8 protein-coding genes are annotated in these 16,602 nt (G+C 45.7%); all 8 read left to right on the forward strand.

Features of this window, described 5'->3' with window-relative positions:
- Positions 1–2: 2 nt before the first annotated feature.
- The 8 genes from H171_RS03975 to H171_RS04010 all read left to right on the forward strand — a co-directional run bounded on the left by H171_RS03975 (position 3) and on the right by H171_RS04010 (position 16,568).
- Positions 3–689 carry an MgtC/SapB family protein gene (locus H171_RS03975; protein ID WP_100303993.1) on the forward strand — a complete coding sequence of 229 codons (687 nt, stop codon included), beginning with the start codon at positions 3–5 and terminating at the stop codon, positions 687–689.
- A 92-nt stretch (positions 690–781) separates the two neighbouring features.
- A complete protein-coding gene (locus tag H171_RS03980; RefSeq protein WP_330387713.1) occupies positions 782–1,495 on the forward strand; it encodes a DUF554 domain-containing protein in 714 nt (237 codons plus the stop codon).
- Positions 1,496–1,625: 130 nt separating this feature from the next.
- Positions 1,626–2,495: a shikimate dehydrogenase gene (locus tag H171_RS03985; protein WP_100303994.1), complete on the forward strand. Its 870-nt coding sequence runs from the start codon at positions 1,626–1,628 to the stop codon at positions 2,493–2,495.
- A 49-nt stretch (positions 2,496–2,544) separates the two neighbouring features.
- The gene (locus tag H171_RS03990) at positions 2,545–3,534 is read left to right on the forward strand and encodes a LacI family DNA-binding transcriptional regulator (RefSeq protein ID WP_100303995.1); all 990 of its coding nucleotides are present in this window, start codon (positions 2,545–2,547) and stop codon (positions 3,532–3,534) included.
- A 363-nt stretch (positions 3,535–3,897) separates the two neighbouring features.
- Entirely contained in the window at positions 3,898–4,905 is a 1,008-nt protein-coding gene (yiaK, locus tag H171_RS03995) for a 3-dehydro-L-gulonate 2-dehydrogenase (protein WP_100303996.1), read from the forward strand.
- Positions 4,906–5,249: 344 nt separating this feature from the next.
- Positions 5,250–9,965: an Ig-like domain-containing protein gene (locus H171_RS04000; protein WP_100303997.1), complete on the forward strand. Its 4,716-nt coding sequence runs from the start codon at positions 5,250–5,252 to the stop codon at positions 9,963–9,965.
- Between the two features lie 59 nt (positions 9,966–10,024).
- Entirely contained in the window at positions 10,025–15,532 is a 5,508-nt protein-coding gene (locus H171_RS04005) for a polysaccharide lyase family 8 super-sandwich domain-containing protein (protein WP_100303998.1), read from the forward strand.
- A 16-nt stretch (positions 15,533–15,548) separates the two neighbouring features.
- Positions 15,549–16,568, forward strand: coding sequence for a hypothetical protein (locus H171_RS04010; protein WP_100303999.1), 1,020 nt, complete (start codon positions 15,549–15,551; stop codon positions 16,566–16,568).
- Positions 16,569–16,602 lie beyond the last annotated feature (34 nt).

The raw sequence follows: 16,602 nt of genomic DNA on the forward strand, positions 1-16,602 counted from the left end.
GATTGATTCATTATATGTTATCACAGGTAAATATAGCCTCCATTGCATTCCGGCTTTTTCTGTCCATTATTTTATGCGGGGCAATCGGAATGGAAAGAGGTTTAAGAAACCGACCGGCAGGTTTTATGACTTACCTTCTGGTAGGGTGCGGCTCAGCCCTTATTATGATTACCAATCAATATATTGCAACAATCTATACCAATGTGGATCCTACCCGAATGGCATCCCAGGTGGTGAGCGGAATTGGTTTTTTAGGAGCCGGAACCATTATCACCACCTCTAAAAACGAGATCAGGGGCCTGACAACTGCGGCAGGCCTCTGGGCAGCCGCAGCGGTTGGGCTGGCGGTTGGAATCGGTTTTTACGGCGGAGCCATTATAGGGAGTATTTTTATTATTTTTTCCCTGATGTATTTAAAAAAGATTGACCTTTACATTAAAACACATGCAAAAACCATGGAAATATATCTGGAATACAACGAAGAATTTTCCATGCAGAATCTATCTCTGTATACAGAACAATCCCAGTACGAAATTTTTGATATGGAAGCAGGTAAAATAAAAACCTTAAACGGGGAATTTGGCACCCTGACCTTTGATGTCAATTTCCACCATAAGGTAAATCATATAAAGATTATAGAAGAAATCAGGCAATTGCCTGGTATTCTTTATGTGAGAGAGGTGGCATAAACGGCAAAGAATCGCGGGCCTGGACTGATACAATCTCTTGCAAAATGGAAGGAATCTGTTATACTGTTTTTCATAGGAAAAACATGAAACCTATGGAAGACTTGTTATTACAGAGAGGAAGAATGACCGTGATAGGGACTATTGTAAATACAGCTGCGATTCTGACCGGCAGTTTAATCGGTACTTGTGTGAAAAAGGGGATCGAAGAGAAATATCAGGATGCATTATATAATGCCATGGGACTTTCCGCCTGCGGACTGGGCATTCATGCAGTCGTGCAGAATATGCCAAAAAGCAGCTTTCCTGTGCTCTTTATCATCAGCCTTGCAGCAGGCAGCCTCTTTGGCGCAAGGTTAAATCTGGTGGAGAGGTTTGATCGGGTGGTAGCCCGCTTTTCAAAAGGAGATCTGGGCCAGGGGCTGTCTACGGCCATATTGCTGTTTTGCATCGGAACGCTTTCGATTTTAGGACCCATGGAGAGCGCGCTTCATGGAGACAATACTTATCTTTTTACAAATGCAACTTTGGATTTTGTTACCTCCATGGTTCTGGCATCCACCTATGGGATCGGGATTGCATTGTCAGCAGTGGTACTGTTTTTGTGGCAGGGAAGCATTTATCTTTTTTCCGGCTGCCTGTCTGTCTTTTTAACTCCCGAATTATTAACCGAGATTTCGCTTGTTGGCGGTTTTTTAATCTTTAGCTCCGGTCTTTCCATATTAAAAATCAAGGATTGTAAGGCGTTAAATATGCTTCCTTCTTTATTGGTGCCAGTCTTATGGTTTTTAATAAAAGCCATTCTCTAAAGGAAAAGGCTCTAAGTATGCCGAAAGGAAATTGTTGACAAGCCGGTAAAATGAGTGTATCTTATCGTTAATACAGACGTACCTTTACGCCCGGGAAAGATGGGCAATAGAGTGAGAAGGAGAAAAAACGATGGAAAAAAGAATTTCGGGAAAAACAGGTTTGCTAGGTTTGATTGGTTCGCCGGTAGGACATTCCGGATCACCGGCTATGTATAATTACTGTTTTGAGAAGCTTGGGCTGGATTACGCATATCTTGCCTTTGATATCAAGGTAGAAGAGGTTGAGAAAGCAATTGATGCCATAAAAACACTCCGCATGAGGGGCTGCAACGTGACTATGCCCTGTAAAAATGAAGCTGTGAAATACATGGATGAACTATCGCCCGCCGCCCGTATCATAGGCGCGGTCAATACCATAGTAAATGAAGAGGGAAGGCTGATCGGACATATTACAGATGGTCAGGGCTTTGTAGATAATCTCCGGGATCACGGAGTAGAAATCGCTGGCAGGAAGATCATTGTATGCGGCGGAGGCGGAGCGGCAGCCGCTATCCAGGTGCAGTGCGCCTTAGAGGGAGCCAGGGAAATTTCTGTTTTTAACATAAAGGATGCATTCTTTGAAAGAACCCTTCAAACCGCTGAAAAGATCAGGCAGGAAAAGCCGGAATGCGTTGTTAATGTATATGACATTGCGGATAATGAAACGATGAGAGAAGAGATCGCTTCCAGTGATATTTTGGCGAATGCCACCATTGTTGGAATGAAGCCAATGGATCAGGAGAGCGTTGTAAAGGATGTGACCATGTTCCACCCTGGCTTAGTCGTAGTTGATGCGGTGTATAATCCAAAGGAAACGAAGATGTTAAGAGAGGCAAAGGCTGCCGGCTGTACATGCATTGACGGACAGGGAATGCTTGTGTGGCAGGGGGCTGAGGCCTTTAAACTCTATACAGGACAGGAGATGCCTGTACAGGAAGTGAAAGATCTGTTTTTTAGTTAATGAGTTTCCTAAGATAAGCTTAGGAAAGGGCTTTCAAGGGTGATGACTGATGAATATTTATGATATTGCGGCAGAAGCAAAAACTTCCATATCTTCGGTTTCCCGTGTCTTAAACAATAAAGGAAATGTAAATCTGGAGATACGGAAGCGTGTGGAAGAGGTTCTGAAGAAATACGATTATAAGCCCAGCGCCATTGCAAGGGGTCTGGTCTCAAAGACCATGAAAAGCATAGCCATCCTGACAGTGGATGTAAGAGTGACTCATTATGCCCGGATGATTTATGTGATTGAGCAGGAGTTCAGCAACAGAGGTTATAACGTGACGGTGTGTAACACAGGAGTCTCCATAGAAAAATGTAAAAAATACATGGAGATCCTGTCAGAAAAGCAGGTTGACGGTATCGTGCTCATTGGATCTATTTTCAATGAGCTGATCAACTATCCTGACATCACCTCTAAAATAAAGAACATCCCGGTAATCGTGGCCAACGGTAAGGTGAACCTGCCTGATTTTTATTCTGTTCAGGTAGATGACGCAAAAGGGATCAGGGCCGCAGTGGACTATCTGTATGACAAGGGACACCGGGAGCTGGTTTATGTTTATGACCTGGAAACCGACAGCGGGCGGGCAAAACGGCAGGGATTTTTGGAAGCTATGAAGCTTCATGACATCCCTGAGGCGGAAAAACGAGTGATATCCAGCAAACATGGCCTGGAGGGCGGGCGAAAAGCTGCTGAGATTCTGTGTTCCTCTGGTATAAGTTTTACCGGTGTAGTGTGCGGAGAAGACATTACTGCCATTGGACTGATGAAGGGTTTAAAAAAACAAGGCTTTTCCATTCCAGATCAGGTGGTGATCACCGGATGCAACAATTCACCGGACTCTCTGATCTGTGAGCCGGAGCTTACGACTATCGATAATAAACCGGAATTACTGGGCGGACTATGTGCCCAGCTTTTACAGGAGGTTCTTGAAGGAAAGATGTCAGCTTCCAACCTGGCAATCCAGCCGGAACTGATTACGCGGGGAACCACATGACAGGGGGAAGTGTTATCTGGACAAGATATAAAAATGCTTTTTTATGCGGCAGCCTATTTTCTGAGAGTATTAGAAGATAAGCGCCGTTTTTTTTGATATGTTGAGAAAACGCTTTTAAGAGAATTAAATGCATTCAACCTTTTCATTATAAACAAGCCCCTGAAATGTATATAAAATACTAATAAAAGAAAGATAATCAGGTTTTTATTGACATATAGGTTAATGCTGTTATAATAACTACATGAAAGCGCTTTCTTGTATGCGCCTGCAGCTTGTACATCTTCGCATCTTACGGCATTATCATAAAGGAAGATGATAATGAGATACCCGGCGCAACGGAGCGAAAAAAGGAGAATAAAGAGCATGAGAGTACAGTATGAGGACTTATTAAAAAAATTTCAGAGGATTTTAGAGAGCAGAGGGTTTTCGGCAGAACATGCAGAAGGGGCAGCCGCCGTATTTGCCAAAAACAGCCTGGACGGTGTTTACTCCCATGGCATAAACCGTTTTCCAAGAGTGGTCAGCTACCTGGACAAGGGGGAAATCAATGCAGCAGCCATTGCCACCTGTGAATCATCTATGGGGACCATAGAACGCTGGAATGGTCATCGGGGATTTGGTCCTTTGAACGCAAAGCTTGCTATGGACCGGGCATGTGAACTTGCAAAAGAGCATGGCGCAGGCGTTGTTGCCCTTGGTAATAACAACCACTGGATGCGAGGCGGAAGCTATGGATGGCAGGCGGCTGATGCAGGCTGTATCGGAATCTGCTGGTCCAACACCATGCCCAACATGCCTGCATGGGGTGGCAAGGACAGAAGGATCGGAAATAACCCTATCATCATGGCAGTTCCCAGAAGCAATGGAAAGCATGCTGTCATTGACTGTGCAGTATCCCAGTTCTCCTATGGAAAGATTGAAGAGGCAAGGCTAAAGGGACAGAATCTTCCGGTTCCAGGCGGATATGATACAAGTGGAAATATCACCACAGATCCGGCAGAAATTGAAAAAACATGGAGAGTCCTTCCTATGGGCTACTGGAAGGGAAGCGGGATCTCCGTTGCTCTTGACTTAATTGCAACGGTACTCACCAATGGAAACTCCGTAAGAAAGATCGGCACCTTTGGAGATGAAGTAGGATTGTCCCAGGTGATGATCGCGATTGATCCGGGTAAATTTAATTCCGTGGAAGAGACAGATTCCATTGTGGATGAGATCTTAAAGGACATCAAGTCCTCTGTGCCGGCTGCAGAAGGCGGGGAAGTATTCTATCCGGGCGAGCTGGAATTAAAGACAAGAGAAGACAATTTAAAGAACGGCATCCCGGTGATAGAGGAGGTATGGGAAACCTTAAACTCCCTGGAGATATAAGGTATAAGAAAGGTTCAAAGGATCGGTTGCGGTTCTTTGGACCTTTTTTTGTGCTATAATAGAATCGGCCATTCAATTCAGGCATTAAATGATAAAACGATCCTAATAAATTTCAAATGAGAAAAGATGATGAAAATATAAAAATCGTAAAATTCTGTAATAAATAAAATCAGAAAAATGAAGATATTGCCAAAAACCTTAAGATGATTTATTTTTACGCCGGTCCATAAATGCTATACTTTTTATATAACGAAACGCCATAATTCCGCTGTTTTATCGTAAGTGCTAATGGGTTCAGAATGAACGGATATGGGCGTAAAAAAAAGTAAGGGGGATCTTTTCTTATGCTTAAAAGCAGCAGGCTTTTCAAAAGAAAAGCGGCTGGCATGATGGCAGCAGTGATGATGATCGGCATCTTGCCCGTGAATGTGATCGGATTTGCTGATGTCCTGGAAATGTCGCCGGACAGCTATGAAGACTTGGATGAACTCAAGGCGACAAGGTCCAATGCCAGCTATGCCACTGCATCCAATGCACAGAAAACACAGGAACTGCAGGAAGAGGGAACGGTGTATTATGTGGATGCCAAAAACGGCAATGACAGTGGAGACGGAAAAACAGAAGAGACTGCGTGGAAGACCTTTGACAGGGTCAATTCCAAAACCTTTCTACCAGGAGACAAGATACTGTTAAAAGCGGACTGCATCTGGAATCAGGCACTGAATCCCAAAGGAAGCGGCCGGGAGGGAGCGCCCATCATCATTGATACATACGGAGAAGGCAGCCGCCCTTTGATTAACGGCAATGGCACCTCCGGACCTTCTATTACCGGCGCAGTAACGATTTATAACGAAGAGTACTGGGAAATTTACAACCTGGAAGTGACGAATCTGGAAAATACGGATAAGATGGGAGAAGCCATGGACAGCGGCACCAGTGAACGTGCCGGGATCCTGATCTATTCTTCCAATCAGAAAAAGATATACAAACACATTACCGTGAAGAATTGTTACGTACACGATGTCAACTCCAACTTCAAAGGCGGAAAAACTTCCGGCGGCATTATCGTTATGGGCCATTACCTGGACAAGGACGGAAACAGGGTCACCATTGATGACAGCGGCAATCTGACCGCCAAAGCCATGGGACGGGCTGCTTTTGAGGAGGTGGTGATTGAGGGGAATTATGTAAAGAATGTGGCGATTGAGGGAATCCGGAATAAATGCAATACAGATATATCCGGTTCCGGCTGGGGGAAAAACGAATTCCTTAAAAACTATTCCAATGTAACCATTCGTAATAATTATCTGGAAAATGTCGTAGGTGACGGCATCGTTCTGACGGAAACCAAAGGCGGACTGATCGAGGGAAACATGGTGAATTCTTCCTGCGGCTTTGACCGGGGTGCAGTAAACTACGCCCAGTGCTGGACCATGTTTGCTGATGACGTCACCGTACAGTACAATGAAGTTTACGGCAACCGGTACGGGTACGATGACGGCGAGGCCTTTGATTCCGATATGATGAATGTGGACAATATTTTCCAATACAATTTAAGCCATGACTGCGGCGGCGGTGTCATGCTGTTTATGTCGAGCCAGAAAAATACCATATTCCGTTATAATATAAGCATTAATGACGGTACAGGCACTTATCCTGGGGAAAGCAGGATGCAGCAGCAGACCTTCCATTATGACAATACATCTTCTGCAGGACCCGGCGTAGGAAAAATTTATAACAATACCATCGTTGTCTTTGGAGAAGATAAAAAAACTTCACTGTTTGGCGGAATGAGCAAAAGAACTTGTTTTGTAGATTTCAAAAACAATATTGTTCTGGCCAAGGATGGAGCAACCATTGACTTTGCAGTTTTAGCCCAGGGATCCACCATCCATAATGACAGCGTGATAGAAAATAACTGTTTTTACCCGGATACCATTGCAAACACCAGTGCCGGACCTGTTTTGAATAAGGAGAGCCTGGAAGCCAAAGGAAATATATTTAAGGATCCCATGCTGATCGATTATAAGGCGGGAAAGGATTATTCCAAATTTAAGTATCCTCTGGAGGAACTGGAAGACCTTATGAATTCCGATTTTACCAAAGACAGGATCCAGATGCTGGCAGAGCCGTATCAGCTGACGGAGGGATCGCCCTGTATCCGCGCCGGTCAGAGGCTCGAAGGCATGCCTACGGAAGATATTATGGGCAATATCATTGCCGGACGTGTGGATATAGGCGCTCTGGAATATTCCAGTGAGGATGAGCTGGCAGAGGAAGTGGAGGAGGTTCATATTGTAACGACTCCCGGAGTTGTGCCGAAACTTCCGGCAACCTTAAAGATCATTCTGGACGGGGAATCCTATGATTATCCGGTTAAGTGGGATGAACTGACAAAGGAAGACTGCATGCAGGCGGGAGTAATTGAACTTGACGGAGTCCTTCCGGGTTTATCCAATCAGGTTGTGGCTTCTGTCATTGTGGCAGATGCACCGGAACGCTTTGAGCCGGTTGAAGTATGGACGTTTGCAGGAATCTACCCGGTACTCCCTGATAAGGTTACAGCTGAATTTACAGGCGGTTTGACCCTGGAGCTTGGGGTGACATGGGAAACGATTACCCTGGAACAGTATTCCCGTGAAGGTGAAATCACGGTAGAAGGGACTGTTTCTGGTCTGAAGGATAGATGCGCGGCAAAGGTAACGGTCATCGGTGAACTGGGAGATGGAACAAGCGTAAAGGAAAAGGTGGCTTCAAAGGATGCCTATACCCAGCAAAGCGACGGAAATAAGGCTTACGGAAGCTCCGACCCCAATGTTATTAAGATTAAAACAGCCAATAACTCACCTTCCTATACAAGAAATGGGCTGATCGGCTTTGATTTAAGTGATGAAGAGCAGATGCTAAGATCGGCCTCCAGCATTACCATAAAGCTGCAGATGACAAGACCTGTTTCGGAGGCGGATTATAAAACCATAAACAATCATTTTTATCTCAAGGTTTATGAGGTGGATGACGTTTGGAATGAAGGAACGGTTACGTGGAATTCCTCTCCCAATGTTTCTTCTGAAAACCTGGTAATCAAAAATAAAAAAATCGTGTATGCCAATATCCGGGATGTCCATGAGAATATGGTGGAACTGGATGTGACCGATTGGGTAAAGAATGCCTATGCAAAGAATGGACAGACAAAGTATTCCTTCCTTATGACAACCGATTATTTTGGTGAGTATGCAAACGGTGACAATGGCGGCATTGATTTCGCATCCAAAGAGGCAAGCGGAAAGATGGCTCCTACTATGGTTTTAAGCAATGTTTACGAAAGGTCGGTGGAAGCTGTTTCCGTATCAACACCGGCAGGGAAGACTCCTGTTCTGCCTGAGACGGTATCAGTCAGTTACTCAAGCGGAGAACAAAAGAATGTCATTGTGGAATGGAACAGCATAGATTCCGCAAATTACCAGAGCGAGGGGAACTTTGTGGTGTATGGAAAAGCGAATGGGGTGAGGCTTCCCATAAGGTGTACGGTTTATGTTATGGAGGCGATGCATAAAGTCGTCTCGGTCAGAGATATTGCACCGATTATCCAGCTGGTTGGAACGCCATGGGAGGAACTGGGACTTCCGGGGACCGCAGCAGCACTGTTAGATAATGGGCAGGAAGCGGAAGTACCCATTTCATACTGGTTCCCGGATCATGCTTATGACCCGGAAAAGGTATTCACCTATACCTGCATCGGTTATCTGGATCTTACCGGCCATGATACAATTGAAAATCCGAATCAGAAGTTTGCAGCGGTAACCGTGAACATCATTGAACCGGAAGACAAGAATGCACTCCTTGTTCTCTATACCGAAGCGGCGGATCTGGTCAATCAAGGCGCTTTGGATAAACTGACCGATGTGGCTAAAAACCGTTTTATAAAGGCATTCGACCAGGCCGCTTTCGTACTGATCAATACGAAGGCAACCGAATCAGAAGTACATAAGGCATATGTCAGTTTGATGGAGGCAATCTGGTATCTTGTTTCAGAAGAGAATTTAAAGCCCGATACTTCCGCCCTCCGGGATCTGGTGCTCATAGCGGAATCCAAGAACAAGAAGGATTACACCGAGGAGTCCTATGAGGAATTAAAGGATGCTCTTTCAGAAGCTAAGTCTGTTTTAAAGGATAAGACTCTTACAAAGGGCGAACAGGACCGGGTAGATCTGGCATATGACAATTTGAAAGAGGCTGTTGAAGGCCTGGAATTTAGCGGGAATTCGGGAACGGAAACCAGGATTGTCACAGGAATTGAAATTATCGCATTACCGAATCAAATAAAATACAAAACAGGAGAGCGAATCAGTCATTTCGGCCTAAAGGTGGCTGCCGTGTACAGTGATGGATCATTAAAAGTCATAAATGGCTATGAGATATCAGATGTAAGCACTTCGGTTCCGGGGGTAAAGGATGTGATCATCACTTATCGTACATCGGTCAATAATGCCATTAAAGTGTTCACAGACGTCTTCCAGATAACGGTGATAAAGGAGACTTCCCAGGGAAGCGGTTCCGGCAGCTCGGGAGGAGGCTCGTCTTCTAAAAGGACTGGGGCCAGTATCAGCGGACAATGGCAGAAGGTCAATGAAACGGCATGGAGATTTTTAAAGGCTGACAAGACCTATGCTTCCGACGAATGGGCAAAAATCAATGGGAAATGGTACTGGTTCGATAAAGACGGCATGATGCAGACCGGATGGATCGTGGATCAGGGCATCTGGTATAGGCTAAGCCAGGAGGGTTCCATGGAGTCGGGCTGGGTAAAGGAAGAAACTGACGGGTACTGGTATTACCTTGATGAGTCCGGCGCCATGAGAACCGGCTGGGTTCTTATCAATGGAATCTGGTATTACTTTAACTCTGTCACACAGGGGGAAACCGGCTGGCATAAAACAGAAGACGGCAAATGGGGACATCAGACTGGAGAAAGCGGAAGCAGACCAATAGGAGCCCTTAGTACCAATACCACAACGGCTGACGGATATCGGGTGGATAATAACGGAGCCTGGGTCCAGTGATAATTTAACCTGAAAGAGGGATTCTCCTCTTTCAGGGACCATTTGGGGGAAGCGGTCTTATGAAGGTAATATGGAAAAAAATATGCGGGGCGGCGTTGATTTGTTCTATACTTATGGAGACTCTTATATATGCAGCTCCTTTACCCGGGAGTCCTGCGGCTGATACGGATCAAAGCGCTCTGGAAACGGTTTTAAATGACGGGCTGGTCATGCATTCTTCCTTTGACGAAAGCAGTTTATCCGGGAGCAGGGTAAAAGACCAGACCGGAAGAGGAAATGATGGAATCATTTACGGTCAGCCGGCCTTTGTAAAGGGGATTCGGGGAAACGGCGTTTCCGTGGATAACGCAAGCAAAGCCGGACAGCCAAATACCAAAGCCGACCATTATATTTCCTATGGTCAGACTGGGGATTTGAAATTTGGAACGGAAGATTTTTCCCTGTCCTTCTGGATGAAGACGGAAAATCACGGACAGAATAACGGTACCATCCTTTCCAATAAAAACTATATAAGCGGCAGCAATACGGGTTGGGCATTTGGTAATTTTAATAATGTCAGTAATGTGGATATAAGAATGAACTTTTCAGGAACAGGAAACAGCCGGGTGGAATTAAAAGGAATCCCTGCCAACGATGACAAATGGCATCATGTAGCCGGCAGCTTTGACAGGGATGGCGATATGACGGTTTATCTGGATGGAGAGAAGTATTCGTCCGCTTCTATGACAGGACACAAAGGAAAATCTGTTGATACGGGACTGGACTTCATCTTAGGCGGCGATGGCAGAGGGTGCTATGGCATGAGTGGCTGTACCGTTGATGAGCTTAGGGTGTATAAGAAGGCGATCAGTGCCTCTACCGTAAAAACAATTTATGAAGCAGAAGGAGTGATTACAGCAATGGAACTAATGAAAAAACAGCTGGCATCCATCAAGCCGGGTTCCCAGTATTCTCTGGAGGGGATCCGTGCTATGGAGCAGGAAATTGAGAATGTTGAAAAAGAACTGGAGGGTATGACAGCCGCCGCAGCCATGGCAGCCGTTGGCAGTCTGAAAGAAAAATACAAAGAATTTTTAGAAGGCAGCGAGCCGCTTTGCAGTTTCCAGGTGGTAGCCGATGTCCATATAAAGTCTGATGATCTGTCGGAAACCAATGCAGTGAATTTTATAGCTGGGTTAAAGGATATGAAAACCCTTGCCCCTGACTCTCTGGGGGTATTAAATCTGGGTGATTTTACGCAGAACGGCACAGAGGCCCAGTATCGTGGGATTTATAATATCATGGATCAGTATTCGCCGGTTTCTGACGATAAGGTTATCATGGCCCTTGGAAATCACGATGTCAGGGGATTCAATTCAGCTGAATGGAACAAGGATGAAACTGTTATCAGCGCCTATTGGCCTACTGCAAAAGCTCTTTATCTGAAACATAATAAAAGATATATGCCAGGAAACGGTGAAACCCTCTATTTTGACCGGTGGTTGGGGGGGTATCATTTTATCGTACTCAATACGGAAAACGGCTTAAAGGATACCATGTTCCTTTCCGGAGAACAGTTAAGCTGGCTGGAAGAGACTCTGGCTGAAAACGCCAGCCCGGATAAGCCGATTTTTGTCATGGGACACAATGCATTAAAGGATAGCCACTGGAGAAGCAATATCCTGCTGGATTTCGGTAACCAGGATTCCAAAGTAAAGGAGATATTTGCCAAATATCCCCAGGTGATTTACATGTCCGGTCATATTCACAACGGTTTCGGCGTGGTGGAAGCCATTGACAGGGAATACGGCACCTTAATTGATTTACCCTCGTATAATGAGTCGGAAAACGGAGTAAAAGAAGCCGGAATCGGCTACCATGTAAAGATTTATAAAGACAGTGTGGTATTGAAAGCGAGAAACTTTAAGACCTCTTCCTGGCTGCCGGAGTACGATATAACCGTGGCTCTTCCCGGTCTTCCTTCCGTGTACAAAATGGCTAAAAGCTTAAATCCCGGTGCTTATACGCCCGAGACTTATGGGAAAATATTAAAGCTTATGGAAGAGGGGAAATCGGTTTTCCAGAAGGAATACGATCAGAGTAAGCTGACCTATGAAAATGTGGCTCCTCCTGGGGTCAGCCTGTTTACCAGGGGGATGAGGGGTAGGATCAATGAACTTGCGTCAGAACTTTCCGTGGCAATGAATGCACAACCAGTTGATCCCCAGTTTCAGGAACTAAGGGAAAAGTGGCTGGTTACTTTGCTGGGCGGAGAGCTGGATACCGGTAATGAGGCAGTCCGCACATATATCCGAGGGCTTGATGAAAAAGCCGGAGAATACTGGAATGCCATGATAAAGGGAAGCGATGAGTCCAGGACAAATCTCTGGAGCGATCTGGATATGAGCTACATCAAAGGAACCGGCGCAGAAGCCAAGGTCCACTCCGGCAATGTAGCTGTGACCTTCTACCGGTTAAAAGATGTGGCGATCGCATGGGCAACAAAGGGATGCCAGCTGTACCAGAATGAGGAAGTAAAAAAAGAGCTGATCCTGGCCCTGGATTTTATGAATGAACATCATTATAACAGCAGTGACGAAAAGAACCCGGTGTTCGGAAACTGGTGGCACTGGGAAATCGGAGGCCCAATTGCATTTCTGGATACGGCTCTGATTCTATATGAGGATCTGACACCGGATCAAATGGATCGCTATGCAGCTGCAGTCAACCGGTTTACGAACGTATGCGACCGTCCCTCCGGCTATCCTGGTTCACCGGCCATGACAGGGGCCAATCTAATCGACAAAGGCATGGTAGTGGTCCAAACCGGTCTTTTGACCGGCAACAGGAGTAAGCTGGATCATGTAAAAAAGGCATATAAGACCGTATTTGAATATGTGACCACAGGAGATGGATTCTATGAGGACGGATCCTTTATCCAGCACCAGGCCCTTTCCTATATGGGCGGATACGGTTCCCAGCTGTATGAGAAGCTGAGCATTCTGTTTTCCGTATTTTCCGGTACTGATTTTGAACTTACCTACGAGGATCACGCAGAACAGCTGATCTTTGATATGGTATTTGAAGGGATCGAGCCATTTATCTATCATGGTCTGTGCATGGATATGGTATCGGGAAGAGATATTACCAGAAAGACCTCAAATGACAAAACAAGAGGCGCGGGAATCATGGATGCCATGATGCTGATGGGGGATGCCATGCCTGCAGAACAGCAGGACCGCTTTAACCGCATGATGAAATATTTCATTGGGCTGGATGAGGATTATTATTACAGCCACAGTACCCATATTGCTTCTTTAATGAAGGCAAATCAGATCATGAGAGATGCTTCCATTGAACCGAGGAGTGAGTATGTGCTTCACAAGCTGTTTGCAGGTATGGATAAGCTTGTACATATTATGCCGGAATTCGGATTCGCTTTATCCATGCATTCCAGCCGTACATACGGGCATGAGCTGATCAACGATGAAGGCAAGCGCACCTGGAATGTTTCCGATGGTATGACATACCTCTACAACTATGACAGAGACCAGTACGGGGAAGGCTACTGGGCTACCGTAGATCCTAAACGTCTGGCAGGGACGACCACCGAATATGTCACCCGGCCCAACGGCGCCGGCGACCGGACAAAGAATATTTACAGCTGGGTGGGCGGTTCCAGCCTTGGCAGTTACGGTGCAGCAGGAATGCATTATAAGACCCTGGGCAATAGCGGCAGTACCAGATCAGGCACGGACGCTAAAAAGTCCTGGTTCATGTTTGACGACGAAATCGCAGCAGTGGGAAGCGGGATCACTTCCTCCACTGGCAATTACGTGGAGACCATTATTGACAACCGAAGGCTTAATAAGGCCGGAAGCAACGAGGTGCTGTTCGATGGGGAAGCAAAGGATATCAGGGACGATGGTGCGGAACTTGTATCAAAAGGAGCTAAAATAGACGGTGTCTCCTGGATCCATCTGGAGGGAAATGCGGAAGGCTCCGATATAGGCTACTATTTCCCTGAGAAAACCGATGTCATGGCATTGAAAGAAAAGAGGACCGGTAACTGGAATGCCCAGGGAACCAGTGAAGGGGAGGAGACAAACCAGTTTGCCACATTCTGGTTCGAGCACGGGAAAAAGCCATCGAACGCGGATTATTGTTATGTGATTCTCCCTGGTAAGACTGCAAAAGAAACGGCGCAATACTGCGAAACTCCGGGGATTGAAGTCATGGAGTGCAGCGAAAACGCCCATGCAGTCAGAGAAAGGGCTCTGGGAATCACGGCAGTGAACTTCTGGAATAACAAGGCAGCGACTGCGGCAGGGATCACATCCAATAAAGCCGCTTCTGTAACAATGCAGATCAATGGAGATGAGGCAACCGTAGGGGTGTCGGATCCCACTAAGGAGAACAATGGTACCATTGAGATTTCACTCCCTTATATAGGCGGAGATATTAAAGAATCCGATGCCAATGTAGAGGTGCTTCAGAAAACTCCGTTTATCAAACTGGCTGTGAGAACAGCAGGAATGGCAGGCCGTACCAGCAAGATCACATTAAAGGTTCAGGAACCCAAGACATGTGAAATTATCGGTCTTTCCGGAGAGTTTGACCGGATCAAGGCAGATCCCGGGACAAAGTTCACGGATCTGCAGCTTCCAAAGACAGTGGAAGCCTATGACAACGCCGGAGGCACCTACACACTGGATATCTTATGGGAGAGAGGGGATTATCAGAAAGACGTATTAGGGATCTATGATTTAACCGGGCAGCTGATATTGCCTGAGGGGCTCAGCAACACGGCAGGGTTTACCCCACGGGTCCAGGTCCAGGTCGGCGACGAAACCACATCGGTCATGGACAATGTTTACGTACAGGGCGGATCAGACAGCAATAAAAATTACAGCGGTTCTTCCTACCTGATTGTAAAAAATGATGTGGGAGCACAGAATTATACCAGAAAATCCCTTATGAAGTTCAGCCTGGAACAGGTGCCGGAATCCGCTCAGGCAGTTTATCTGACCTTTGAGCTGTCCGGTACGCCAAATGCGGATTTTACCAGCGCGGATATTTATCAGGTGGAGAGCGATTGGGAAGAGGCAACGGTAACCTTCAACAGTTTCCCCACCCGTATTGGTACAAATCCGGCGGCTTTCTTTACAAAAGCAATGGCATCCGAAAGCCTGATCCAGAAGCTTGATGTAACGGAAGCTGTTAGCAGTGCTAAAAAGAACGGAGACACTGAAATTTCGTTTGAGATCAGCATACCAACGGCAGCAAAAAATAATTATCTGGATATTCACTCCTCCAGAACTGCCAAAGAAGGATCCATTAAGCCGTCACTGGTGTGGAAATCCGATTATGTACCGGAAAAGGTAATAAAAAAGAATTTAAGCTTTATTATCGATATGGCTTCCAATATCAAAGCAGAAGATTACAGCAATGTGGATGAGGAAGATCTGACACAGCTGCTTGAAGATGCGAAACGTATTATCCAGGATCCGGATGCAGAAATGGAAGAAATTCATGAAATGGAGAGACGTTTGACTCAGGAACTGGTAAAATATAGAAGAAAGCTGTAAGGAGCAGGGGGAAACAATGAAACAGAAAGCGCGCAGATGGAATTTGATAATGGGACCGGTTGTATTCTTAACTTTATTCATGGCAGGGATCTGGTGGCTGAAAGGCCCTTCCCATGAAGTGATAAAAATTGGAAGTTACACCATTACTCAGGACCATCTGGCGCTTTATGAAAATGACTGCCGGGCTGAAGTTACGTCCTATTTTTACAATAAGTATCAGCTAGACCCAAATGAAGACGGCTTCTGGGAGACGAATATCCAGGGCGAGGTCCCCAGGGAGGTATTAAAACAAAAGGCAATGGACCGTCTTTACCGGGATGCGGTGGAACGGTTAAAGGCTTCCCAATATGGCATCCCTGCGGATATCACTCTGAAAGACATTAAAAGATCCTTGGAGAAAGAGAACAAAAAACGGCAGTCATCCCAAAGCGTTTCTTACGGTCCCGGTCAATATGGACTGATGGAATATATCTCCAGAACACAGATGGAAGTAAGAGATGAACTGAAGGGAAAACTCATAGAGGATAAACTAAAGCCTTCTGAGGATCAGCTTAAGGAAATTTACGCCAGTTCAGATCCAGCCCTGTTTGATAAGGGGTGCAGAGCCAGGATCGGTATTTATATGTATTACGGCATGAAGGCAGGAGAGTATCCGGAGGAACTGAAAAAGGCCTGGAGCTTTGTGGAGAAAGGATTTGCCGAAGGAAAAGAGCCTGCGGATATCGTCAATGAGATCAATGAAGTATCAGAAGTTAAAATTGAATACGAGGAAGTGGAATATGATACGGCTGATTTTCCAAGAGATAATCAGGAAATGACATGGCTTGCAGAACAGACCCGGTCTATGGAACCGGGGCAGAGCAGCGGCGTATTGGACTATGGAACCTCCCAGGGAATCTTAAAGGTACTGGATAAGCATGACTACGGAAGGGCGGGGTATGAGGAATCTGTGACGCTTCTAAGAAATCTGTGGCTGGAAAGAGCCTATGAGAAATACATAAAACAGTGTATGGAAGAGTATGGGTATTCCTATTAAAAATCCAGTTTTATGCAGCAATGAACCTGGTGAA

The sequence above is a fragment of the [Clostridium] celerecrescens 18A genome (genome assembly GCF_002797975.1).
GTDB lineage: Bacteria > Bacillota > Clostridia > Lachnospirales > Lachnospiraceae > Lacrimispora > Lacrimispora celerecrescens.

Coding starts and splice junctions, on each gene's coding strand:
- H171_RS04010 (WP_100303999.1), top strand. CDS start 15,549: ATGAAACAGAAAGCGCGCAGATGGAATTTGATAATGGGACCGGTTGTA.
- yiaK (WP_100303996.1), top strand. CDS start 3,898: ATGAGAGTACAGTATGAGGACTTATTAAAAAAATTTCAGAGGATTTTA.
- H171_RS04005 (WP_100303998.1), top strand. CDS start 10,025: ATGAAGGTAATATGGAAAAAAATATGCGGGGCGGCGTTGATTTGTTCT.
- H171_RS04000 (WP_100303997.1), top strand. CDS start 5,250: ATGCTTAAAAGCAGCAGGCTTTTCAAAAGAAAAGCGGCTGGCATGATG.
- H171_RS03990 (WP_100303995.1), top strand. CDS start 2,545: ATGAATATTTATGATATTGCGGCAGAAGCAAAAACTTCCATATCTTCG.
- H171_RS03980 (WP_330387713.1), top strand. CDS start 782: ATGGAAGACTTGTTATTACAGAGAGGAAGAATGACCGTGATAGGGACT.
- H171_RS03985 (WP_100303994.1), top strand. CDS start 1,626: ATGGAAAAAAGAATTTCGGGAAAAACAGGTTTGCTAGGTTTGATTGGT.